Source organism: Bradyrhizobium sp. USDA 4451, assembly GCF_054822585.1.
Window position 1 is genome coordinate 3,522,738 of record NZ_JBTRCH010000001.1, and the last position, 21,302, is coordinate 3,544,039.

At 64.7% G+C, this 21,302-nt stretch carries 18 protein-coding genes and 1 pseudogene; 12 read left to right on the forward strand and 7 right to left on the reverse strand.

Going from position 1 to position 21,302, the window contains the following annotated elements; genetic code table 11:
• Window positions 1-16 precede the first annotated feature (16 nt).
• The 10 genes and pseudogenes from ACVMB0_RS16255 to eutC all read left to right on the forward strand — a co-directional run bounded on the left by ACVMB0_RS16255 (window position 17) and on the right by eutC (window position 10,775).
• Complete coding sequence (locus tag ACVMB0_RS16255; protein ID WP_461346931.1) at window positions 17-997, forward strand: ABC transporter permease; 981 nt, start codon at window positions 17-19, stop codon at window positions 995-997.
• Window positions 998-1,010: 13 nt separating this feature from the next.
• Window positions 1,011-1,931 (forward strand): ABC transporter permease, encoded by a 921-nt coding sequence (locus ACVMB0_RS16260; protein WP_461346932.1) that lies wholly within the window; start codon window positions 1,011-1,013, stop codon window positions 1,929-1,931.
• Window positions 1,928-3,769, forward strand: coding sequence for an ABC transporter ATP-binding protein (locus tag ACVMB0_RS16265; RefSeq protein ID WP_461346933.1), 1,842 nt, complete (start codon window positions 1,928-1,930; stop codon window positions 3,767-3,769). The genes ACVMB0_RS16260 and ACVMB0_RS16265 overlap by 4 nt, the downstream gene beginning before the upstream one ends.
• A 67-nt stretch (window positions 3,770-3,836) precedes the next feature.
• Complete coding sequence (locus tag ACVMB0_RS16270) at window positions 3,837-4,598, forward strand: DeoR/GlpR family DNA-binding transcription regulator (protein ID WP_456749891.1); 762 nt, start codon at window positions 3,837-3,839, stop codon at window positions 4,596-4,598.
• Window positions 4,591-5,880, forward strand: a complete 1,290-nt coding sequence (locus tag ACVMB0_RS16275) for an allantoate amidohydrolase (protein WP_461346934.1) — start codon at window positions 4,591-4,593, stop codon at window positions 5,878-5,880. The genes ACVMB0_RS16270 and ACVMB0_RS16275 overlap by 8 nt, the downstream gene beginning before the upstream one ends.
• Window positions 5,877-6,842 carry a phosphotransferase gene (locus ACVMB0_RS16280; RefSeq protein WP_461346935.1) on the forward strand — a complete coding sequence of 322 codons (966 nt, stop codon included), beginning with the start codon at window positions 5,877-5,879 and terminating at the stop codon, window positions 6,840-6,842. The genes ACVMB0_RS16275 and ACVMB0_RS16280 overlap by 4 nt, the downstream gene beginning before the upstream one ends.
• Window positions 6,843-6,860: 18 nt before the next feature.
• Window positions 6,861-7,796: a phosphotransferase gene (locus ACVMB0_RS16285; RefSeq protein WP_461346936.1), complete on the forward strand. Its 936-nt coding sequence runs from the start codon at window positions 6,861-6,863 to the stop codon at window positions 7,794-7,796.
• Complete coding sequence (hisN, locus tag ACVMB0_RS16290; RefSeq protein ID WP_461346937.1) at window positions 7,796-8,584, forward strand: histidinol-phosphatase; 789 nt, start codon at window positions 7,796-7,798, stop codon at window positions 8,582-8,584. Before ACVMB0_RS16285 ends, hisN begins: the two co-directional genes overlap by 1 nt.
• Before the next feature lie 5 nt (window positions 8,585-8,589).
• Window positions 8,590-9,982: pseudogene (locus ACVMB0_RS16295) on the forward strand (ethanolamine ammonia-lyase subunit EutB).
• Between the two features lies 1 nt (window position 9,983).
• Window positions 9,984-10,775, forward strand: coding sequence for an ethanolamine ammonia-lyase subunit EutC (gene eutC, locus ACVMB0_RS16300; protein ID WP_461346938.1), 792 nt, complete (start codon window positions 9,984-9,986; stop codon window positions 10,773-10,775).
• A gap of 93 nt (window positions 10,776-10,868) precedes the next feature.
• Here eutC and ACVMB0_RS16305 read toward each other — a convergent pair whose 3' ends face one another.
• The 7 genes from ACVMB0_RS16305 to ACVMB0_RS16335 all read right to left on the reverse strand — a co-directional run bounded on the left by ACVMB0_RS16305 (window position 10,869) and on the right by ACVMB0_RS16335 (window position 18,943).
• Window positions 10,869-11,801 carry a sugar-binding protein gene (locus ACVMB0_RS16305; RefSeq protein ID WP_456796638.1) on the reverse strand — a complete coding sequence of 311 codons (933 nt, stop codon included), beginning with the start codon at window positions 11,799-11,801 and terminating at the stop codon, window positions 10,869-10,871.
• A 96-nt stretch (window positions 11,802-11,897) separates the two neighbouring features.
• Window positions 11,898-12,980, reverse strand: a complete 1,083-nt coding sequence (locus ACVMB0_RS16310; RefSeq protein WP_456749884.1) for an ABC transporter permease — start codon at window positions 12,978-12,980, stop codon at window positions 11,898-11,900.
• Window positions 12,980-13,744, reverse strand: a complete 765-nt coding sequence (locus tag ACVMB0_RS16315; protein ID WP_456798917.1) for an ATP-binding cassette domain-containing protein — start codon at window positions 13,742-13,744, stop codon at window positions 12,980-12,982. Before ACVMB0_RS16315 ends, ACVMB0_RS16310 begins: the two co-directional genes overlap by 1 nt.
• 31 nt (window positions 13,745-13,775) lie before the next feature.
• Complete coding sequence (locus ACVMB0_RS16320; protein WP_456749882.1) at window positions 13,776-15,122, reverse strand: carbohydrate porin; 1,347 nt, start codon at window positions 15,120-15,122, stop codon at window positions 13,776-13,778.
• Between the two features lie 207 nt (window positions 15,123-15,329).
• The gene (locus ACVMB0_RS16325) at window positions 15,330-16,391 is read right to left on the reverse strand and encodes an ABC transporter permease (protein ID WP_461346939.1); all 1,062 of its coding nucleotides are present in this window, start codon (window positions 16,389-16,391) and stop codon (window positions 15,330-15,332) included.
• Entirely contained in the window at window positions 16,388-17,914 is a 1,527-nt protein-coding gene (locus ACVMB0_RS16330) for a sugar ABC transporter ATP-binding protein (protein ID WP_461346940.1), read from the reverse strand. Before ACVMB0_RS16330 ends, ACVMB0_RS16325 begins: the two co-directional genes overlap by 4 nt.
• Before the next feature lie 63 nt (window positions 17,915-17,977).
• Window positions 17,978-18,943 carry a sugar-binding protein gene (locus ACVMB0_RS16335; RefSeq protein ID WP_461346941.1) on the reverse strand — a complete coding sequence of 322 codons (966 nt, stop codon included), beginning with the start codon at window positions 18,941-18,943 and terminating at the stop codon, window positions 17,978-17,980.
• A 241-nt stretch (window positions 18,944-19,184) separates the two neighbouring features.
• Here ACVMB0_RS16335 and ACVMB0_RS16340 point away from each other — a divergent pair, with 241 nt between their 5' ends.
• Entirely contained in the window at window positions 19,185-20,456 is a 1,272-nt protein-coding gene (locus ACVMB0_RS16340) for an ROK family protein (protein WP_456749878.1), read from the forward strand.
• 83 nt (window positions 20,457-20,539) lie between these two features.
• A complete protein-coding gene (locus ACVMB0_RS16345; RefSeq protein ID WP_461346942.1) occupies window positions 20,540-21,298 on the forward strand; it encodes an SDR family NAD(P)-dependent oxidoreductase in 759 nt (252 codons plus the stop codon).
• Window positions 21,299-21,302: the final 4 nt, after the last annotated feature.

The window sequence follows — 21,302 nt, forward strand, 5'->3', positions numbered from 1 at the left end:
CTTCCGGAGCTTGCGAATGTTCGTCCTGAATTTCCTGCTGCGGCGTCTGGCTCAGGGCGTCCTCATCATATTCCTGGTGTCGCTGCTGATCTTCACGCTGCTGCGAATCGTGCCGGGCGATCCGGTGCGCCTGATGGCGGGCGGCATGGCGCCGGAAGCGCTGATCGAGAAGATCGCGACCGACATGGGCCTGCGCGATCCGATCGTCGTCCAGTTCGGGCGCTACATGGGGGGCGTCGTGCGCGGCGATCTCGGCCAGTCCTTTGTGCGGCCCGCCAACGGCGCCGCGACAGGCGGGGCGACCTTCAACGACACCACGCGCGGTGAGCGGGCAAAGGTCATGAGCCTGATCCTGGAAGCGCTGCCCATGACGCTGCAGCTCGCCGCCGTGACGCTGGTGATCGCGCTGATCTTCTCGGGCATCATCGGAATTGCCGGTGGTCTCGCGATCGGACGATGGCCGGACAAGCTCGCATTCTACATTTCGTCGATCTTCATCTCGCTGCCGAATTTTTGGCTCGGAATCGTCCTCGCCTTGCTGTTCTCGGTCAAGCTCGGGTGGCTGCCGGCGATCGGCTACAAGGGATTCGCCTACACGATCCTGCCGGCCATCGTGCTCGCCGTCGAACTGTCGCCGGTCCTGATCCGGACCCTCGTCAGCTCGGTGTCGGCGCAGATGACGGAGCCCTATGTCGCGGTGGGGCACGTTCGCGGCCTTGGCCGCGGCCGCATTATCGCAAACCATGCGCTGCGCAACGCCTCGGTGCCGCTGCTGAATTTGCTCGGGATTCAGTTCTCGAGCCTGCTCGGCGGGGTGATCATCGTCGAGTACATCTTCGACTATCCGGGGCTTGGGCTCTTGACCATCAACGCGGTGCTGCAGCGCGACTTTCCGCTGATCCAAGGCATCGCCATCGTCACCAGCGCGATCTTCGTGCTGATCAACATCGTCGTCGATCTCGTCGCCACCACCATGGACCCACGGCTCGAATACTGAGGTTCGAATATTGATGTCAGTTGCAACTGCTGCCGATGTGCCGATCATGCGCAAACCGGCCCCCCGCTCCATAGCCCGACGCATCCTGGACAGAGCAGCGTCCACGCCCGGCTTCCGCGTCGGCCTCGGTATTTTCGTCGTGCTTGCGCTGGCGACGGCACTCTATCCGGAATTGAGCAGCCTCGATCCGACCAAGATGGACATCAAGGCCCGTCTGCTGCCGCCGCTGTTTCTCGGCAATAACTGGAGCTGGGCGCATCCGCTCGGCACCGATCAGATCGGCCGCGACATGCTGGTGCGCTCCCTGGTGGGCTTGCGCTACTCGTTCCTGATCGGCGTCGCGTCTGTCATCGTCATGCTGGTGATCGGCTGTGCGCTCGGCACGGTCGCCGGCTATTTCGGTGGCCGGACCGACGCCGTCATCATGAGGTTGACCGACGCCCAGCTCTCGATCCCGATGATCATCCTCGCGATCTCGGTGCTTGGCGTCTCCCGGCCGACCATCCCCGCGATCATCCTGGTCCTCGGCGTGTCCAACTGGCCGGTCTATGCGCGCATCATGCGCAGCATCGTGATGACGGAGCGGCAGCGCGAATATGTCCGCGCCGCGAAGATCGGCGGCTCGACCGATCTTCGCATCATCCTCACTTTGCTGCTTCCCTTGCTGCTGCCGCCGGTGCTGTTCACTTCCGTGCTCGATGTCGCCCGCATGATGATCTTCGAATCGACGCTCGGCTTCCTCGGGCTCGGCGTGCAGCCGCCGACCCCGACATTCGGCAATATCATCGCGGATGGGCGCAAATACCTGCTGAACGCATGGTGGATCGCCACCATGCCCGGCCTGTTCCTCGGATTGACCCTCACCAGCATCAACCTGATAGGGGCCTCGCTCGAACGCGCGCGCAACACGGTTCATGGAGGAACGGAAGCATGACGCAGCCGCTGCTCGCACTCAGGAACGTCACGGTGGCCGCCGGCCGCACCGGATCGGCGAAAATCATCCTCGACAGCGTGTCGCTGAGTCTCGCGCCGCGCGAGATCGTCGGCGTCGTCGGCGCCAGTGGATCGGGCAAGACCGTGCTGTCCAAGGCCGTGGTCAACTGGCTCGAGCCGCCGCTGACCAAACGGTCCGGCGAGGTGCGGTTCGAGGGACAGGACATCTACGCGATGCGCGGCAGCGACATGCGCCTGCTGCGCCAGCGGGTGTCCTACGTCGGCGCCAACCCGATGGGGGCGCTCGATCCGACCCTGCCGGTCGGCGCCCAGATCGTCGAGAAGATGCGCGCGGTCGTGCCCGGCGTGTCGCGGCGGGAGGCCGAAGCCCGCGTCGTCGAGCTGCTCGATGCCGTGCGGATTCCATCGGCGCGCAATCGTTTTCACGACTATCCCTCGCAATTCTCCGGCGGCATGATGCAGCGCGCGCTCATCGTGGACGCGCTGGTGACCAATCCCGCGCTGCTGGTGGCCGACAACGTCACGCAGCCGCTCGATGTCACCGTCGCGGCCCAGGTGATCCGGCTGATGAAGGAACTGACGGCGACGTTCAACACCGCCGTGCTATTCGTGTCGTCTTCGCTGCCGGTGGCGCGCGAGGCCTGCTCGCGCATCCTGGTGATGGATGCAGGCCGCATCGTCGAGGAGCAGTCCAGCGAAGACCTGATCGACCGGCCGGTCTATCCCTACACCCGCGAGCTGGTCCGGCAGACGCCGAAAATATGGGGTGAACCGGCAGCAACGCCGCGTCTCGACGCGCAGCGCGAGGTGGTGCTCAGTCTCCGCGACGCTTCGCAGATCTACAAGATCAGGAAGAAGACCGGCTTCGGCGGGGTCAATCTGGTGCGCGCGGTGCGCAACGTCACTTTCGACATCCGCCGCGGCGACAGCTTCGCCATCGTCGGTGAATCCGGCTGCGGAAAGTCGACCCTGATGCGGCTGCTCAGCCGGCTCGAGCTGCCGAGTTCGGGACAGATTCTCTGTGCAGACAAGGATATCGCGACGCTGAAGGGCAGGGCGCTGCTCGAGTTTCGTGGCAAGCTGCAAATGGTGCTGCAGGACCCCTTCGGTTCGTTGCCGCCGCGGACCGGTATCGGAACGATGCTGGAGGACCCGCTGCGCACGCACGGATGGCGGGACAAGGCCAAAATCCGCGAGCGCGTGTTGAAGGTGATGGGAGAGGTGGGGCTGCCGGCCGAGCTCTACGAGGAGCTGCCGCTGGGCTTGAGCGCGGGGCAGCGGCAACGCGTCAACGTTGCCCGCGCGCTCGTTCTCGAGCCGGAAATCCTGATCATGGACGAGACGCTGTCGGCGCTCGACCAGTCCGAGCAGTTCAAGCTGCTCGACCTGTTCCAGAAGCTCCAGAAGGAATACGACCTCACCTACATCTTCATCTCGCATGACCTCGCCATGGTGCGGAAGGCCTGCAATCGCGTGGCCGTGATGTATCTCGGCGAGGTCTTCGAACTCGCCGACAATGAGCGTCTGTTCTTCGATCCGGCGCACCCCTATACGAAGGCGCTGCTGAGCGCGATGCCGACACTCGAGCAGCGGCGCTATCGACCGGAGGAATGCCTGCTGGAGGGGGAGCCGCCGAGCCCGCTCGACATTCCCGTCGGCTGCAGCTTCAGGTCGCGCTGCCCGCAGGCCATGAACAAATGCGGCCGCCTTCAGCCCAGCCTGACGGTGCGGGAGCGGCAGGATTTCGCGGCCTGCCATCTGGTGGTGCCGTCGACGGCGTCCGGCAGCTTTGCCGAAGCGGGTGCCGCTGTGCCATGAGATGGGTCGGGAACGAAAACATGCATCGTGAAACGGCCGGCAGTGCCGTGACAACGGGGGAGCGGCCATGAGCTTTACGGAGCATCGCCTGGAGCTGATCCGCGATCTGCTGCGTCAGAAGCAGCGGGTCCACGTCAAGGATCTCGTCGATCAGTTCAAGGTCAGCGAGGAATCGATCCGGCGCGATCTCAGGGAGCTCGAGACCCAGGGCTTTGCCCGGCGCGTCTATGGCGGCGCCGTGCTCGACCGGCAGGAGAGCGATCAGCCGTTTGCCGAGCGTTTGCGCGTCGGCGCGAGGGAAAAGGCGCGGATCGGCGAGGCCGCGGCGGCGCTGGTCAAGGACGGCATGAAGATCTTCGTCGACGAGGGCACCACGGCGCTGGCGTGCCTGAAGCATCTCGAAACCCGCAGGGATCTGACGATCGTGAGCAACTCGCTCGCGGTCGCAGCTCACTTCTACTATTCGTCGACGCCGAGCGTCCGCGTGCTCGGCGGGCGGTTGCGACCGGACTATCAGGCGACCTTCGGGCCGGAGACGGTGGCCGCGATGAAGGAGCACTTCTTCGATCTTGCGATCATCGCGATCAGCGCGGTTCATGCCGAGCGGGGCTTCATGGACTATGGCGAGGACGAGGCGATCATCCGACGCGTGGCGCGCGGGCAGGCCAAGCGTTCGGTCATCGTTGCCGACAACTCCAAATTCGGCCGCCTCGGCTCGATCCACACCTTCGGCCTGCACGACGTCGATGGAGTCATCACGGGCGGTACCCTGACCAAAGACTTCTCCGAGCAATTCCTCAAATCCAACGTGGAAATCATCTATGCCTGAGATCGCCCCAAGCCGCGCTCCCATCAATCCATCGCGTCTCCAGGCGATGATGGACGAATTGTCGACGATCGGCGGCGGGCCGGACGGATCCATGACGCGGCTCGCGCTGTCGAAGGAAGACGGGGCAGCGCGCGACTGGCTCGGCCGCTGGTTCGCCCGCAACGGCTTTGCCGAGGCGGTGGATGCGATCGGCAACCAGTTCGGCAGCCTCTCGATGGCGGGCGCCAACGCGCCGGTCGTCATGGTCGGATCGCATATCGACAGCCAGCCCAATGGCGGCCGCTTCGACGGCGCGCTCGGCGTGGTCTCGGCCTGCGAGGCGGTGCTCGCCGTGTCCGAGAGATTGAAGGCGGAGAACAAGCTGCCGATCTGCAATTTCCAGGTGGTGAACTGGACCAACGAGGAAGGCGCACGGTTTCAGCCGAGCCTGCTCGGCAGCAGCGTGTTCGCCGGCGCGACGGAGCTCGAATGGGCGCTCGACCGCAGGGATGGCGACGGCGTGACCGTGCGCCAATCGCTTGCCGAGATCGGCTATGCCGGCAAGGACAGAGTGGCGATTCCCGGCGCGCTGATCGAACTGCACATTGAAGGCGACAAGGCGCTGTTCGAGGCGGGTGAAAGCTTCGGAATCTTCACCCGCTTCTGGGGTGCAACCAAATATCGTCTCGCCTTTCTCGGCCGTCAGGCCCACACCGGCGCCACGCCGATGGCGGAGCGCAAGGACGCGGTGCTCGCCGCCGCCTATCTCATCGCGGATCTGAAGCAGATCGCCGGCGAGCACGGCCTCGATCTGCATACATCCGTTGGCCGCCTCGAAGTGTTTCCGAATTCGCCCAATACAGTGCCGTCAGAGGCGGTTCTGTTCATCGAATTGCGCTCGGGATCGCCCCAGGTTCTCGCCGAAGCCGAACGCAAGATGAAGCTCCGGATCGAGGCCGCGGCGGACAAGGCCGGCGTCACCTACCAGGTCAGGGCGGTCGACCGCCGCAAGGCCGGCGGATTTGCGCAAGGGCTGATCTCGCTGGCCGAGCGGACGGCGGCCGCACACGGCGAGACGGCGCGCCATCTCGATACGATCGGCGGCCATGATGCCGTGGCGATGTCCGATGTCTGTCACTCGGTGGTGATGGCCGTGCGCTCGCGCGACGGCGTCATCCATCATCCGACCGAGTTCACTGACGCCTCCGACCAGGCGACCGGAACGCAGATCCTGGCGGACATGCTCTACGCGATCGCCAGCGAAGGCCTGCGGGCAATCGACCCGATCGGGACGGCGGCATGAAAGCGCTCGGCGATCCCAACACAGCCCTTGAGCAACGCGCCGAGCGCGCGATCGCAAGCTTGCCGGTCATCGATGCCGCGCGCGCGGCCTATGCTGCGGCCACGTTCCCGGTGGCCTCGCCATCCTACCATGCCGTCGAGTCGACCTCGTTCAACGTCGCCCCCGAGGGCGGCGATGCGACGCTGTTCCTGCGGCTGGCAAACGACGAGGTGGCCGAGCTGGTCGACGACGACGTGGCCTTTGCGGCGGCGCGCCGGCTTTGCAGCCTCAATCTGTCGCCGCAGCCGATCGCCTGCGCGCCGGCGGAGAGAGCCGTGCTGTTCGCGCGGCTGGGCGACGGCTGGCGCACGGCGAAGATCGACGATCTGATGCAGCAGGACGCGCTTGTCCGGCTCGTCGAGATGCAGACGTCGATCGCCGCGGGCGAGCCGTTCGGACGGCCCTGGTCGGTTTTCGACGGCATCGATCGGCTGCGGTCGCTGGTCACCGCGGCGGGAGCCGTGCTTCCGGCCGATGCTGAGTGGATGCAGGCGTGGATGACGGCGATCCGCGAAGCGATCGCTGCGGCCGGAGTCGAACTGAAGCCCGCGCACGGCGATCCGCATTCCTCCAACGTGATGCTCGGTCCGGATGGAGCGATGATGCTGGTGGATTTCGACATGGCCGGCGATCTCGATCCCTACTACCAGCTCGGTGTCCAGATGAACGAGCTGTTCCAGTTCGAGAGCCAGATGAAGCCGCTGCTGGAGATCCATGATGGGCGCTTCAGCGATCAGGCGTTCAGTCGATGCAGGCTCTATGCCGCGGCGGACGATCTCTATTGGGCGTTGCGCAGCCTGCTGCAGCACGCGCGATCGCCGCTGCGTGGCGTCGAGTTCCTGAAATATGCGGAATGGCGGTTCTTGCGTTGCCGGATGCTGCTCGGACATCCGGCGTTCGAGCAGCGGCTGCGATCGCTCTAGCGGAGGCAAGACAGCAATATGATCGAAGTTGGCATGGGCCGGTCGGATTCGGAGCGGGCGCTCGAGGCCGCGATCGTTCAGGTCGGCGCCTGGAAGGGGCGCCGTTTGTCGTATCAGCCGGTGTCGGGCGGCATCAGCAACACCAATTTCCGCGTCACGGTCGAGCATGATCCGGTTGGATATTTCGTGAAGATCCCGGGGCGCGGCACCGAGATGTTCATCGATCGGGGCGCGGCGCGGGCCGCCAGCAGACAGGCCGAGGCGATCGATGTCGGTCCCCGCACCTTCGACTTCCTCGACCATCTCGACATCGAGGTCTCCGAGTTTCTCGATGACCGGCGGCCGTCGACCCACCGCGATTTCGTCGATCCGGCGTTTCGCGCCAATGTGGTGCAGATCTATCGTCGCTTCCACGAGGCGCCGCCGCTGCCGCTGACCAAGACCGTGTTCGACATGATCGAGGAACATTATGAGCAGGTGAGGCACCTCGGCGGTTACTGGCCCGAGGACCATGCCTGGCTCTACCGCCAGTATCAGCAGGCGCGCGCGGCGCTCGAGGCGGCCGGGCTCGACCTCGTTCCCTGCTTCAACGATCCCATGCCGGGAAACTTCCTGGTCGGCGCGGACGGGTCGGTCAAGCTGATCGACTTCGAATATGCGTCCAACAACGAGCGGCTCTACGACCTCGCGATCTGGAGCAGCGAGCATTTCTTCCCCGAAGACGCCGAGAAGGAGATCATCGAGGCGTATTTCGGCCGCTACGACAAGCGCTGGCATGCGCGCTTCGTCGTCCACAAGGCGCTCGCCGATATCAAGTGGAGCACCTGGGCGATGGTGCAGAACCGGATCTCGACGCTGGATTTCGATTTCTACAAATACGGCATCTGGAAGCACATGCGCGCGCGCTCCATCATCCACGATCCGCGATGGCCGCTGTTCCTGAAGGCGTTGTAATGGCCCAGCACGCCGTCACGGCAGACGATGCCGACGTCTATCTCTCATTCGCTGCCGAGCTCGCGGATTCGGTCAGGCCCATCGTGCTGTCCTATTTCCGCACGCCGCTGGACGTTGCCGCCAAGTCCGATGCCAGCCCGGTGACGATTGCCGATCGGGCCGTCGAGCTGCGGCTCCGGGAAAGGATCCAGGCGCGCTTTCCGGAGCATGGCATCATCGGCGAGGAGATCGGAGCCAAGCCGGGCGGCGCGTTCACCTGGATCGTCGATCCGATCGATGGCACCAAGAGCTTCATCAGCGGCTTCCCGTTGTTCGGCACTCTGATCGCCCTGACCTATCGGCAGCAACCGTTCTGCGGCCTGATCGACGTTCCCTTTACCGGCGAACGGTGGACGGCAAAGCCCGGCTTGACGCGGTTCGGCGGTGGATTGGCACGGGCCAGCGCGTGCGCGAGCGTCACCGACGCGCGCTTCTACACGACGTCACCCGACATGTTCCTCGATGGCGAGGTCGAGGCATTCGAACGGCTGTCGCGCGCTGCGCGGATGCGCCGTTTCGGCGGCGATTGCTACATCTATGGCCTGCTCGCGTCGGGACATTGCGACATCGTTCTCGAAACCGGGCTTCAGCCCTATGACTACATGGCGCTGGTACCGATTGTGCAGGGCGCCGGCGGCTGCATCACCGATTGGGAGGGATGCCCGCTCTCGATTCATTCGCAAGGGCGCGTCCTGGCGACGGCAACGCAGCGGCTTCATGCTGAAGCGCTCGCTTTGATCCAGCGGTAGCTATCATGTCCTACAAGACGACCATCGAAGGAACGGTCTACGACTTTGCCGACCTCAGGGACCTGCTGGCCAAGGCGACGCCGGAGCGATCGGGCGATCAGCTCGCCGGCATCGCCGCGGAGGGACCGGTCGAGCGGCTTGCGGCGCAGATGGCGCTCGCCGATCTGCCGCTCAAGACGTTTCTGGCCGAAGAAGTGATTCCGGCCGAGATCGATGACGTCTCGCGCCTGATCATGGATCGCCACGATGCGGCGGCCTTCGCGGTGGTCTCGTCGCTGACGGTCGGCGAATTCCGCGAATGGCTGCTCAAGCCGGAGACCGGCCAGCGGCAGCTTGAGGCGGTGGCGGGTGGCCTGACGCCCGAAATGGTCGCTGCGGTCTCGAAGATCATGCGGTTGCAGGATCTGATCTCGGTGGCGTCGAAGCGGGAAGTGGTGACGACATTCCGTTCGACGATCGGGCTCAGCGGACGGCTCTCGACGCGCAATCAGCCAAATCATCCGACCGATGATTCCTATGGCATTGCGGCTTCGGCGATCGATGGGCTGTTGATGGGATCGGGCGACGCGGTGATCGGGGTCAATCCGGCGACCGATACGGTGGACGACTATATCCGGATCGTCTCCCTGCTCGACGAACTGCGCAGCCGGCTGTCGATCCCGACGCAAACCTGTTGTCTGGGGGCATGTGACGACGGCTTTGAAAGCCGTCGCGGCGAACGCACCGGTCGATCTCGTGTTCCAGTCGATCGCCGGTTCGCAGAAGGCCAATGAAGGGTTCGGCGTCAGCCTCGCTCTGTTGAAGGAGGCCCATGAGGCGGTGCGCGGGCTGGGGCGTGCCGCGACCGGCGCCAATCTGATGTATTTCGAGACCGGGCAGGGCGCAGCCCTGTCGGCCGAGGCGAATTTCGGCGTCGATCAGCAGACCATGGAGGCCCGCGCCTACGCGGTCGCGCGCGAGTTCAGCCCGCTGCTCGTCAACACCGTGGTCGGGTTCATCGGGCCGGAATATCTGTTCAACGGCAAGCAGATCATTCGCGCGGGGCTCGAGGATCATTTCTGCGGCAAGCTGCTCGGCCTGCCGATGGGCGTCGACGTTTGCTACACCAACCACGCGGATGCCGACCAGGAGGACATGGACGCGCTGCTGACGTTGCTCTGCGCGGCCAATGTCAATTTCGTCATCACGGTGCCCGGCGCTGACGATGTGATGCTGAACTACCAGTCGCTCGCGCATCACGATGCCGTCTATTGCCGTGAAACGCTGAAGCGGCCGCCGGCGCCGGAGTTCGAACGCTGGCTCGTCGAGATCGGGCTGACCGATCGGGCCGGCCGCCTGCTGGAGACGCCGCCGCGGCTCGCGGACTACATGGCGACCGCGCAATTGCCCGGTGCCTGACATGACCGACGACCACGAACGGGCAGTTCCGGTATCATTCGACTTGCGCCAGATGACCGACGCGCGGGTGCTGCTCGGCCGGTTCGGCGCGGGGTTGCCGACGCGGGCGGCGCAATCGTTCCTGCTCGATCATGCGCGTGCGCGGCAGGCGGTCTGGTCCGAGGTCGATTGGGCTTCGCTGCGGCGCGCGTTCGACGGACTGAAGCTCGGCGTCGTCGAGGTCGAAAGCCAGGCCGTCGACCGTGCCAGCTATGTCCGCCGTCCGGATCTCGGCCGCAAGCTCTCGACCGGCGCGGCGCAGCGCCTTGCCGGCGTCGGATCGGGCGGCGCGATCGTGATCGTGGTGGCGGACGGATTGTCCGCCAGTGCCATCGAGGTCAACGCCGTGCCGCTGGTGCGGACGATCGTCGAGCACCTCACGGCGCGGCGGCTTGCCCTCGCGCCGCTTGTGCTGGCATCGCAGGCGCGGGTGGCGCTCGGCGATCCCATCGCGGAAGCGCTTGGCGCGCAGATCTGCATCACCCTGATCGGTGAGCGTCCCGGCCTCTCCGCGGCCGACAGCGCCGGGATCTACGTCACCTGCTGGCCGAAGCCCGGTACGCCGGATTCGCGGCGCAATTGCATCTCCAACATCCGTGACGGCGGGCTCGCAATCGACGACGCGGCGAACGCTGTCGCGTCACTGGTGGCGGATATGCTCAAGACCGGCATCAGCGGAGTTGGATTGAAGGCTGCCCTGGAGGCGCACGGCCGAGCAGCAGTCGCGGATGGCACAAGGCAGCCAAAATCCTGACCGTACCTGTCGGGTTGTTCAGGCCCAGGCGGTGACGATCGGTGAAGCAAGATCGCATCGCCGATCGCCGTCCTATCGAGCCATTGCGCGCGGCTACTTCAACATCGCCGCGACGTTGTCCTTTGTCACGATGTCGAGACCGGTGTGGATGATCTGCGGCACCTTCTGCCCCTTCTTGATGGCGAGCAGCGTATCCATCGCCTTCTCGCCCATCTCGAACGGACGCTGGCCGATCAGCGCATTGGCGTAACCCTCATTCAGCAATTCGAGCTGCATCCGGAGGGTGTCGGCGACGACAAGCGTGAACTTGCCGGCGTCGATGTCCTTCTTGCTTTTGCTGGCGAAGGCCTTGAAGCCTTCCGGAGCGAACATCGGCCAGCCGCCGACCGGGATGATCGCCGCAAGGTCGGGGGTCGCGGTGCGCAGATCGGTCATCTGCTGGACGCCGAGCGCGGGGTCATCGTTGCAGAAGGTCGGCGAGCCACCGACTTCGGCCCATTTTGAGCCCTTGAGGGCTTCCCGGACGCCGTCGACCCGTTCGGCCAGGTTCTCCGCACCTGGCCCGCCGGAGATCATCGCGTACTTGCCGCCATCGGGCCGCAGCTTCAGCAATTGCTTGCCGAGCGCGATGCCGAACTCCTTGTTGTCGGTGCCGATATAGCTGATCCGCTTCGAGCCAGGTGCGTCCGAGTCGAACGTGATGACGGGAATGCCGGCTGCCGTTGCCGCCTCGATCGACTTGGTCATCGCCGCGACATCGGCGACCGAGATGGCGAGACCGTCCACCTTCTGGGTGATGAAGTCCTGGATGATCTGCGCTTGCGTCGCAGGCTCATGCTCGACCGGCCCCTTGTAGATGCATTCGATGTTGCCCAGCTCCTTGGCGCGCTTCTGACATCCATCGCGCGCGAAATCGAAGAACGGATTGTTCATCGCCTTGGGCACGATCACGAATTTATAGCTCTGGGCAAAGCCGGGCGTCGCCATCATGGCGAAGACCGCGGCGGCAAGAAGTGCCTTCCTCATTGCGTCCCTCCACATTGTTTTTGTGCCCGTCCGTTGCAATCAGCGGCTCCCGGAGGCGGACAGGCGGACATTCGCGATCCTCCGGGACGAGCTCTTTCAGGCCATGCGCGAGCGCAGGCGGTCGACCAGCACCGCGGCGATGATGATCACGCCCACCAAGGTCTGCTGCCAATAGGAGTTGACCTGCGCGAGCACGAGGCCGTTGCGGATCACCTCGAGCAGCACGCAGCCGACGATGGCGCCGAGCGGGCCGCCGGCACCGCCGGCGAGATTGGCGCCGCCGATCACCGCGGCGGCAATGACGTTGAGCTCGTAGGACGTCGCCATGTTCGCCGGCGCCGATCCCAGCCAGCCGCAGATGATGATGCCCTGCAAACCCGCGGCAAGCGCGCAGATTACGTAGATTTCGATCTTGACGCGCACCACCGGAATGCCGGTGAGCGCGGCCGCCTTCTCATTGCCGCCGACGGCAAACACGTGGCGGCCGAAACCGGTGTGGTGCAGCACGACCGCCATCGCGACCGCGAGCACCACGAGATAGATGAACGGCGCCGGCATGCCGAACACGACACCCGATGTCAGCGTGTAGAAATAGCTGGCTTCGGGACCGCTCGGAAAACTGCCGCGGCCGTTGGAGACGACGTAGCCGAGGCCGCGCACGATCGACAGCATGCCGAGCGTGGTGACGAAAGGCGACAGCCCAAGCACCGCGATGCAGAAGCCGTTGACGAGGCCGACGATCAGCGCGACGCCGAGTCCGGCCAGCACCGAGACGAGCAGGATCAAGCCCGGCAAATTGGCGACCGCGGTCTTGCCGTCAGCGCCCAGATGCACGAACCAGTCAGCGCCGGGCAGACCCGGTGTCGAGATCTGCGTCATGACCATCGAGGTGATCATCGCGGAGAAGCACATCACCGAGCCGACCGAGAGATCGATGCCGCCGGTAATGATGACGAAGGTCATGCCGAGCGTGGCGATGGCGATGAAGGAGAAGTTCTTCGCAACGTTCTGGATGTTGCCTTCGGTGAGGAAATAGGGGCTGGCGAAGTTCATCACCACGAACAGCACGAGCAGCGCCAGCAGGACGTAGCCGGTCTGCGAGGCGAAGAAGCCGCTCTGCCACCATCTGGCCTTGCCGACATTGGTGAAGCTGATCGGAGAGTCCAGGGGCGTGGCCATCACGCAGCCTCCTTCGCTCCGGTGATGAGGGACGTGACCTCCTCGGGGCTGGTGTCGCCGATTGCCTTGTCGGCGCGCTTCTCGCCGCGGCGCATCACGACGACGCGGTCGCAGACCGCGAACACGTCGGGCATGCGGTGCGAGATCAACATGACCGCGACGCCCTGTTCCTTCAGACGATGGATCAGGCCCAGCACCTGCTCGACCTGGCGGACCGAGATCGCGGCCGTCGGCTCGTCCATCATCACGAGCTTGGCATTGGAGAGCCGCGTCCGGGCGATCGCGACCGCCTGACGCTGGCCGCCCGACATCTGCTTGACGAGATCATGCGGGCGGGTCTCCGAGCGCAGCTCGCCGAACAGCTCCAGCGCACGCGCCGCCATCGCCTTGTGGTCGAGCAAGGCGAACGGACCAAGCTTGCGCTTGAGCTCACGGCCGAGGAAGACATTGGCCGCGGCCGTGAGGTTGTCGGCGAGCGCAAGGTCCTGGTAGACCACTTCGATACCGACCGCACGGGCATCGATCGGACGGGCGAAGTGGACCGACTTGCCGTCAAAGCGGATCTCGCCGTGACTTGGCGGGAAGTTGCCGGCAATGATCTTGACGAGCGTCGACTTGCCGGCGCCGTTGTCGCCCATCAGGCCGACCACTTCGCCGGGAGAGATGCGCAGGTCGACGCCATGCAACGCGCGAATGGCGCCGAACTCCTTGCCGATGCCCTTCAACTCCAGGACCGCCAGCCCGGCGTCGTGAGGGGTTACCATGGCTGGCCTCGTTCGAACATATGCCGCCAGCTCAGAAGTGCACCAGCGTGCGCAGGCCGAGAATCCAGGCGTTGTCGGTCTTCACGCCGGCGGCGTTGTAGCCGCGTCCGCCCGGATTGATCACGTACTGAGCGTCGAACTTGAGGTTCATCCAGCCGGTCGCCTGCCAGCCGTACCAGGCCTCGATCGGAACTTCGTTGCCGCCGGCATTGGGTGTGAGCGCGGCCGTGTTCACGTGGGTCGTGCCCACCGCAAAGCCGACCTCGTCGTCCGGGCGCCAGGAGAACGTGCCGGTGTGCCTGAAGCCGAGGGCGATCTGGTAATCCTGGTACGACGTCCGGTGATCGGCGACGGTCGTGTTGAGGAAGGTGTACCAGCCCTGTGCCTTGGGGCCGTCGACGGTCAAACGCTGCAGGATCGATTCATAGACGCCATAGCGACCGCGTGAATCGCCGAGGTTCTGGTCCGAGACACCACCGATGCCCGGCGAGATCGCGATGATGCCCGGCAGGCCGCCGTCGATGGTCGAGGCGTTGTCATACCAGCCGCCGAAGCGCCAGGTCCCGTTCAGCGGACCGCTCGGCGCCCAGACCACCTCGACCGGCACCAGCACGCCGGAGGCGGGGCTCGATCCGGGAGCGCCGGGCAGGAAGTAGACGCTGGAGTCCGACGTCGTCAGATAATTCGGATTGGCGTCGTAGACGCCGACCGACAGCTGCCATTCCTTGGTGAAGTTATAGTGAACGACACCGCCCCACTGGCTCACCGGCCAGTTGTAGATGTAGCCACCCTGGATGTTGCCGGGCTGACCGCCGCAGAATGTCAGGTTGATGAACTCGCACAGGCCGAAGAAGAAGTCGGAACCGACCGGGAGACGGCCGCCCTTGAGTTCGAGGCGATCATCGAACAGCTTCTGCGACCAGTAGAGTTCGGTGAGGCGCAGAATGTTGCCGCGGCCGAACACTTCGTTGGTCAGCTGCAGGGCCGGAATGCCTGCCTCGTCATTCAGATTGTGGCCGAAGCGGTCGACCAGCGTTAGGCCGACGGTGGCGCCCTGGATGCCGGCGAGCTTTGCCATGTCGAACTTGGCCTGGAAGAACAGCTGACCGGCCTGGGTCGCGGTGTTCCTGTTGCCGCCCGACAAGTTACCGACGGCTTCGTCACCCAGCGTCAGGGCCAGCGAGATGCCGCGCTCCTTCAGCTGCGTTCTGCCGAGATCGCCGAACAGATACGGCCTCGTCCAGAAATCGTCGGTCTCCGTGTAAGGCACAGGCGGAGCCTTCGTTAGCAGATCGGCAGCACGCGCGCCGCCGAACAGAGATAACAGGGCGATCCCCACGCCGCACGCCCGCGCGGTGCTCACAGACCAAGATGACATTTTCTGCACTCCCAGCGTCCCCGGCTTTGTCTGTTTGTGTCGCGTTCCGGCCCAAAGCCCCTCAGCCGAAACGCGCCCCGTGTATCGATCCGTCAACTTGAGATAGAAACGGCGCGCACAGCAAAAGCGACCTTGCGCGTCGAACTCCCCTCAAGCTCCTCTTCTCAAGTCGCCGCGACCATGCTGCTCCCCGGTCGCGCCGTACCGTCATGCCTGCTCGCCCGTGCCCGTCCGCACCGCGGCCGCGCTGAGCGTCGATGTGCTCTGCTTTCCCTGCCCCGATGGCGTCTTCGGCGTCGTGCGGGCGAGGCCAGCCAGCGCGGCCTTGCGTCGCCGCCGCGCCTGCAATTGCTGATCCGCCAGCACGCCGATCAGGATCACGGTTCCCATCACCGCGAAGTTCAGGGAGTTCGGGATGCCGAGGATGTTCACCAGGTTCTGCAGCACCTGCAGCAACGCCGTGCCCAGCACGATGCCGAGAATCGAGCCCTCGCCGCCGCGCAGGCTGCAGCCGCCGAGAACCGCCGCCGCGATCGCATAGAGCTCATAGAAATTGCCGAACGAACTCGGCGAGACCGAGTTGGTATAGAACACGAACATCACGGTCGACACACCGGCGAGCACGCCGCTGATGACATAGGCGGTCGCGATCACGAGGTTGGTGTTGATGCCGGAGAAGCGTGCCGCTTCCTCGTTCTTGCCCACGGCGTAGAGCCAGCGCCCGTAGACCGAACGATGCAGCAGCACGCCGAGGATCAACGCAAGCACGATCAGGAAGATGAAGGTGTTCGGAATGCCAGCGACGTTGCCGGAGGCGATGTTGCTCAGCGTGCTGGCCTCGTCGCCGTAGCCGAAGCCGCGGGTCGAATCGCTGGTGTAGTAGCGCGCCGCGCCGCGATAGATCAAAAGCCCGCACAGCGTCACGATGAAGGGCTGCATCTTCAGCCGCGTGATCAGGAAGCCCTGGATGCCGCCGAGTGCCAGCCCGCCCATCAGCACCAGCAGCAGCGCGAACGGCCAGGGCACTTGATAGGTCGTCAGCAGATCGATGAAGACGACGCCGAGCAGCGCGAACATCGAGCCGAGCGAGAGATCGATGCCGCCGGTGATGATGACGAGCCCTTCGCCCAGTGCGAACACGCCGAACAGGCCGATCAGATTGGCCATGTTCAGCAGGTTCACGAACGACAGGAAGGCCGGATTGATCACACCGGTGATGGCCGAGATCACCGCCAGCAGCAAGAACAGGCCGAGTTCCTTCTTCATCATGACGCCGCGGCCTCCTGAATTTCGAGCGCTTGGCCGACCGCCAGCCTCAACACGTTGTATTCGCTGAACTGGTCGCGCTCGAGCACGCCGCTGACACTGCCTTCATGCATCACCGCCACCCGGTCGGAGACGCCGATGACCTCCTCCATGTCCGAGGAGATCATCACGATCGCGACGCCCTGGTCGGCGAGGCTGCGCATCAGCGCGTAGATCTCGCTCTTGGCGCCGACGTCGATGCCGCGGGTCGGCTCGTCGAAGAACATCACGCGCGGCTGCATCGAGAGCCACTTGCCCAGCACGACTTTCTGCTGGTTGCCGCCGGACAGCGTCACGGCTTCAATGTCGACGCTCGGCGCCTTGATCGACAGCCGCCGGGCCTGGTCCTTGGCGATCTTGCGCTCAGCCGTACCGTTGACCAGCCACATCCGCGCGTGATCCAGCAGGCTCGCGAGCGTGACGTTTTCCCGGATCGGCAATTCGAGCACCAGTCCGGATTTCTTGCGATCCTCCGGCACCAGGTAGATCCCTTGCCTGATCGCATCGCGCGGCGAGCCGACGCCGACCGGCATGTTGTCGACCCTGATTTCGCCAGCCAGCAGTGCGTCGACACCGAACACGGCGCGGGCCAGCGAGGTGCGGCCGGCGCCGACCAGGCCGGCGAGGCCGAGGATCTCGCCGCGACGTACCGACAGGTTGACCTGCCGGTCGGGAAAGGCCGATGTCACGACGCCTTCGATATCGCAGCCGCCCGGCTGCGGCGCATGGGCCGGCGGCGTATACAGCGCCTTGAGGTCGCGGCCGATCATCAGCCGGATCATCGCGGCGTGGCTGAGCTCGTCTCGCGCCAGCTCGCCGACCGTCCGCCCGTCGCGCAGCACCACGACGCGATCGGCGCAGCTCATGATCTCGCCGAGCCGGTGGGAAATGTAGATCACCGAGATGCCGTGCGCCTTCAGGTCGGCGATCACCTCGAGCAGCCGCTCGGTTTCGGAAATCGTCAGGCTGGAGGTCGGCTCGTCCATGATGATCACGCGGGCGTCGATCGAGAGCGCCTTGGCGATCTCCACCATCTGACGCTCCGCGATCGACAGATTGTCGACCAGCGTGTTCGGCGTGAAATCGGCGCCCAGACGTTCCAGCAACGGCGTCACCCGGGCACGCATCTCGGCATTGTCCACCAGCTTCAGCGGGCCGCCGGCAAGCTTCTCGCGCCCGATGAAGACGTTGGCCGCGACGTCGAGGTTCTCGAACAGATTCAGTTCCTGGTGCACGAAGGCGATGCCGCATTGCGTGGCCTCGGTCACCGTCATCCGGGCGTGCTCGTTGCCCCCGATCCGGATCACGCCCGCGCTCGGTTCAATCACGCCGGCCAGCACGCGCATCAGCGTCGATTTGCCGGCGCCGTTCTCGCCGATAAGGCCAAGCACCTCGCCGCGGCAGACGCGCAAATTGACGTCGTCCAGCGCCCGCACGCCGGGATAGGTCTTGCTGATTCCGCTGAGTTCGAGCAGCGTCTCCGCCATTCGGCATATCCTCCTGCATCCGCCCGGCTGCCTGCGGCGGCCGGGCGGTGATGCCGACTGAAGTTATTTCTTCAGCAGTTCCTTCATCTGTCCGGCGAACTCCGCGACATTGGTCTTGCTGATGACCTTGGTCGGAACGATCAGTTTGCTGTCCTTCGGAATCCAGGACTTGTCGCCGTTCAGCGTCTTGATGATGTTGGTGGCGGAGAGATAACCGAACTCGTAGGGCTGCTGCACGACCGTGGATTCGATCGTGCCGTCGGAAATGCCGCGCAGCGTGCGCTGGTCCTCGTCGAAGCCGACGATCTTCACCTTGCCGGCCTTGCCCGCGGCCTTCACCGCGTCATAGATCAGCGGCGTTTCGTAGCTCCACAGCCCGGACAGCAATGCGATGTCGGGATATTTGACGAGCACGTTCTCCATGTTCGCCTTGGCCTTGGCGAAGTCCACCTGGTCGGTGAAGACGTCGACCAGCTCGATCTTGGTGCCGGCGATCGCTTCCTTGATGCCCTGTACGCGCTCGCGGGCGTTGTCGGCATCCATCGTGCCGACGAACAGTGCGATCTTCCCGCCGTTCGGCAGCGCCTTCTTGATCTCCTCGCCGGCCTGCCGCCCCGCTGCGACATTGTCGGTGCCGATATAGGCCAGGCGGTTGCTCTGCGGCGCGTCGCTGTCGGTCGTGATCAGCACGGTCTTGGCTGCGACCTTGTTGAGCTCTTCGGTCGCATGCGGCGCATCGTCGACCGAGATCGAGATGCCGGCGACGCCACGCACCAGCAGATCGTCCAGTTCGCGGCGCTGGCCGGCCGCCGTCCCTTCATTGGTGACGATCAGCTCGATATTGTATTCCGGGTGCTCCTTCTGCGCCTTCTCGAGCCCGCGGCCCGCGATGGTCCAGAAGTCGGCGGCGACATTGGTCACCAGGGCGATGGTCTTTTTTTGCTGCGCCTGTGCTACCCCTGTTGCCATCGCGAGCGCGGCTGCGCCCGCGAGCAGCGGCACGATCAATCTTTTCATCGAGTCATTCATATGCACCTCCCTGACGACACCCCCGGTGAGGGGATTTCACGCTCGGCGCTTTTCACGCCTTATTTTATTCACGCAACTAATAAATTATCGCGACAAAATGTCCAGTCAAGGATGTTCATTCCGACGTCTTCAAGCAATAATAGTATGATGGTGATGTATTTTCGCCGCTATCCGCCATTTTTGACCAACTTCTGAGCCGCGTACGTTGAATAATTTTATCAAGCGAATTAAAAAAGTCGGCATGAACGAGCAGTCTGAACCGCTGAGACGTGCTTCAAGTGTGGCTCGCGGGTCGAGCCGCGGCCGTCTCGTCGAGGTCCTGCGGCGTCAGGGGCCATTGCCGCGCGTCGAGCTCGCACGCAGCACCGGGCTGAGCTTCCCGGCGATTTCGGCAATCACCTCGAAACTGATGGCGGAAGACCTGCTCTGCGAAGCCGAGCCGGATGCGGCGGCGCTGTGGACCGACGATACCGACGAGGACGACGCGGACGGGCTGAACGGCCGCCGCCGCGGCCGGCCGGCGGTCCTGCTCACCCTCAATCCCGAGTTCGGCCGGATCATCGCGGTCTCGCTGCGCATGAACCTGATCGAGACATTGATCGCCGATTTCAGCGGCTCGGCCCTGGCGCAATCGCGGCTTGAACTGACGACGCGCGGCCTCGATGCCGGTGCGTTGTGCGATCTCGTGATCGCCCAGATCGAAGCCATGCTCGATGAGACGGCCACGCCGCGCGATCGGCTGCTCGGAATCGGGATCGCCTTGCAGGGGATCGTCGACGCCGACAGCGGCCGGCATTTGTGGAGCCCGGCGCTGTCGATCACTGACGTCGATCTGGCGAAGCCCGTGCGCGAGGCATTCGGCGTCGACGTCGTGATGGCGAACGACGCGGTGGCCGTTGCGCTGGCGCTTGTGGCCGCCGAACCCGCACTGGCACAGGGCCTCACCGCCACGATCATGGTGGGCCATGGTGTCGGCATGGGTATCATTGTCGATGGCGAAGCGAGCTGGAGAGCCGGTGCGGGCAGTGAGATCGGCCATGTCAAGTTGGCGATGAACGGTCCGCAATGCCGCTGCGGTCAACGCGGCTGCATCGAGGCCCATCTTGCCGATTATGCGCTCTACCGCGACGCCCGCACCTTTCTCGACCTGCCGCCGGCGGTGTCGCAGCAGCCGTCCGAGGCTCAGATGGCGCTGTTGCGGGCGCGGGCACGCGCCGGCGACCCCCGTCTCGAGCAGCTATTCCGGCAGGCCGGCCTTGCGCTTGCCGAGGCGGTCGCCACGACGATTTCGGTGCTGCGCCCGGATCATCTCATCCTCGCAGGCCCCGGCCTGGAAGCGTTCGACATGATGCGCAGCGCCTACGAGGAGCGGCTCGACCGGGCGGTGTTGCCGTCGCTGCTCAAATCCACGACGGTCCATGTGCGTCCCAGCGAGTCGGCGACGATTGTCGACGGCATGGTGCGGCGGACGCTGCGGGTCGTGGATCGAAGCCACATGGAGACAACCGAGTGAAATCTCGGGAGCTGCGGCCCCAGGTTTGAGCCGCGGCAACAACGCAACCGACGCGCTTCAGGCGTCCAATCGAGAGTATGCCAATGCAGGGTGCCATCTATCCAAGCCTCAAGGACCGGACCGTCCTGGTGACCGGTGGCGGTTCCGGCATCGGCGAGGCGATCGTCCGGCAGTTCGTCAACCAGGGCGCACGGGTCGGCTTCATCGATATCGACGAGACGGCCTCGAAACGGTTGCTTGCCGGCCTGCCGGCGCAATCCAGCGTCCATTTCGAGCACGCCGATCTGCGCGACATCGCGGCCCTGCGGCGCGCGATTGCCGGCATCCGCGAGGCGCTCGGGCCGATCACCATCCTGGTCAACAACGCAGCGCGCGACGACCGCCACGCGATCGAGGACGTCACGCCGGAATATTGGGACGAGCGGTTCGCCACCAATCTGAAGCATCAGTTCTTTGCCGCCCAGGCCGTTGCACCCGACATGAAACAGGCCGGCGGCGGTTCGATCATCAACATGGGGTCGGTGAGCTGGGTGATCGGCCAGGGCAACATGCCCTGCTACACGACTGCCAAGTCGGCGGTGCAGGGCCTTACCCGTGCATTGGCCCGCGATCTCGGGCCGAACAATGTGCGGGTCAATTCCATCCTGCCCGGATGGATCATGACGCAGCGGCAGCAGGACAATTGGTTGACGCCCGAAGGCGTCGCCGAACTGATGCAGCGGCAATGCCTCAAGCGCAAGCTGGTGCCGGATGACATCGCCCGCGTCGTGCTGTTCTTCGCCGCGGACGACAGCGGCGCCTGCACCAACCAGAACTACATCGTCGACGGCGGCTGGGTCTGACGAC

Excerpts from the sequence above, each read along its gene's own strand:
- ACVMB0_RS16255 (WP_461346931.1), top strand. The coding sequence starts at position 17 with ATGTTCGTCCTGAATTTCCTGCTGCGGCGTCTGGCTCAGGGCGTCCTC.
- ACVMB0_RS16260 (WP_461346932.1), top strand. The coding sequence starts at position 1,011 with ATGTCAGTTGCAACTGCTGCCGATGTGCCGATCATGCGCAAACCGGCC.
- ACVMB0_RS16265 (WP_461346933.1), top strand. The coding sequence starts at position 1,928 with ATGACGCAGCCGCTGCTCGCACTCAGGAACGTCACGGTGGCCGCCGGC.
- ACVMB0_RS16270 (WP_456749891.1), top strand. The coding sequence starts at position 3,837 with ATGAGCTTTACGGAGCATCGCCTGGAGCTGATCCGCGATCTGCTGCGT.
- ACVMB0_RS16275 (WP_461346934.1), top strand. The coding sequence starts at position 4,591 with ATGCCTGAGATCGCCCCAAGCCGCGCTCCCATCAATCCATCGCGTCTC.
- ACVMB0_RS16280 (WP_461346935.1), top strand. The coding sequence starts at position 5,877 with ATGAAAGCGCTCGGCGATCCCAACACAGCCCTTGAGCAACGCGCCGAG.
- ACVMB0_RS16285 (WP_461346936.1), top strand. The coding sequence starts at position 6,861 with ATGATCGAAGTTGGCATGGGCCGGTCGGATTCGGAGCGGGCGCTCGAG.
- hisN (WP_461346937.1), top strand. The coding sequence starts at position 7,796 with ATGGCCCAGCACGCCGTCACGGCAGACGATGCCGACGTCTATCTCTCA.
- eutC (WP_461346938.1), top strand. The coding sequence starts at position 9,984 with ATGACCGACGACCACGAACGGGCAGTTCCGGTATCATTCGACTTGCGC.
- ACVMB0_RS16305 (WP_456796638.1), bottom strand. The coding sequence starts at position 11,801 with ATGAGGAAGGCACTTCTTGCCGCCGCGGTCTTCGCCATGATGGCGACG.
- ACVMB0_RS16310 (WP_456749884.1), bottom strand. The coding sequence starts at position 12,980 with ATGGCCACGCCCCTGGACTCTCCGATCAGCTTCACCAATGTCGGCAAG.
- ACVMB0_RS16315 (WP_456798917.1), bottom strand. The coding sequence starts at position 13,744 with ATGGTAACCCCTCACGACGCCGGGCTGGCGGTCCTGGAGTTGAAGGGC.
- ACVMB0_RS16320 (WP_456749882.1), bottom strand. The coding sequence starts at position 15,122 with ATGTCATCTTGGTCTGTGAGCACCGCGCGGGCGTGCGGCGTGGGGATC.
- ACVMB0_RS16325 (WP_461346939.1), bottom strand. The coding sequence starts at position 16,391 with ATGATGAAGAAGGAACTCGGCCTGTTCTTGCTGCTGGCGGTGATCTCG.
- ACVMB0_RS16330 (WP_461346940.1), bottom strand. The coding sequence starts at position 17,914 with ATGGCGGAGACGCTGCTCGAACTCAGCGGAATCAGCAAGACCTATCCC.
- ACVMB0_RS16335 (WP_461346941.1), bottom strand. The coding sequence starts at position 18,943 with ATGAATGACTCGATGAAAAGATTGATCGTGCCGCTGCTCGCGGGCGCA.
- ACVMB0_RS16340 (WP_456749878.1), top strand. The coding sequence starts at position 19,185 with ATGAACGAGCAGTCTGAACCGCTGAGACGTGCTTCAAGTGTGGCTCGC.
- ACVMB0_RS16345 (WP_461346942.1), top strand. The coding sequence starts at position 20,540 with ATGCAGGGTGCCATCTATCCAAGCCTCAAGGACCGGACCGTCCTGGTG.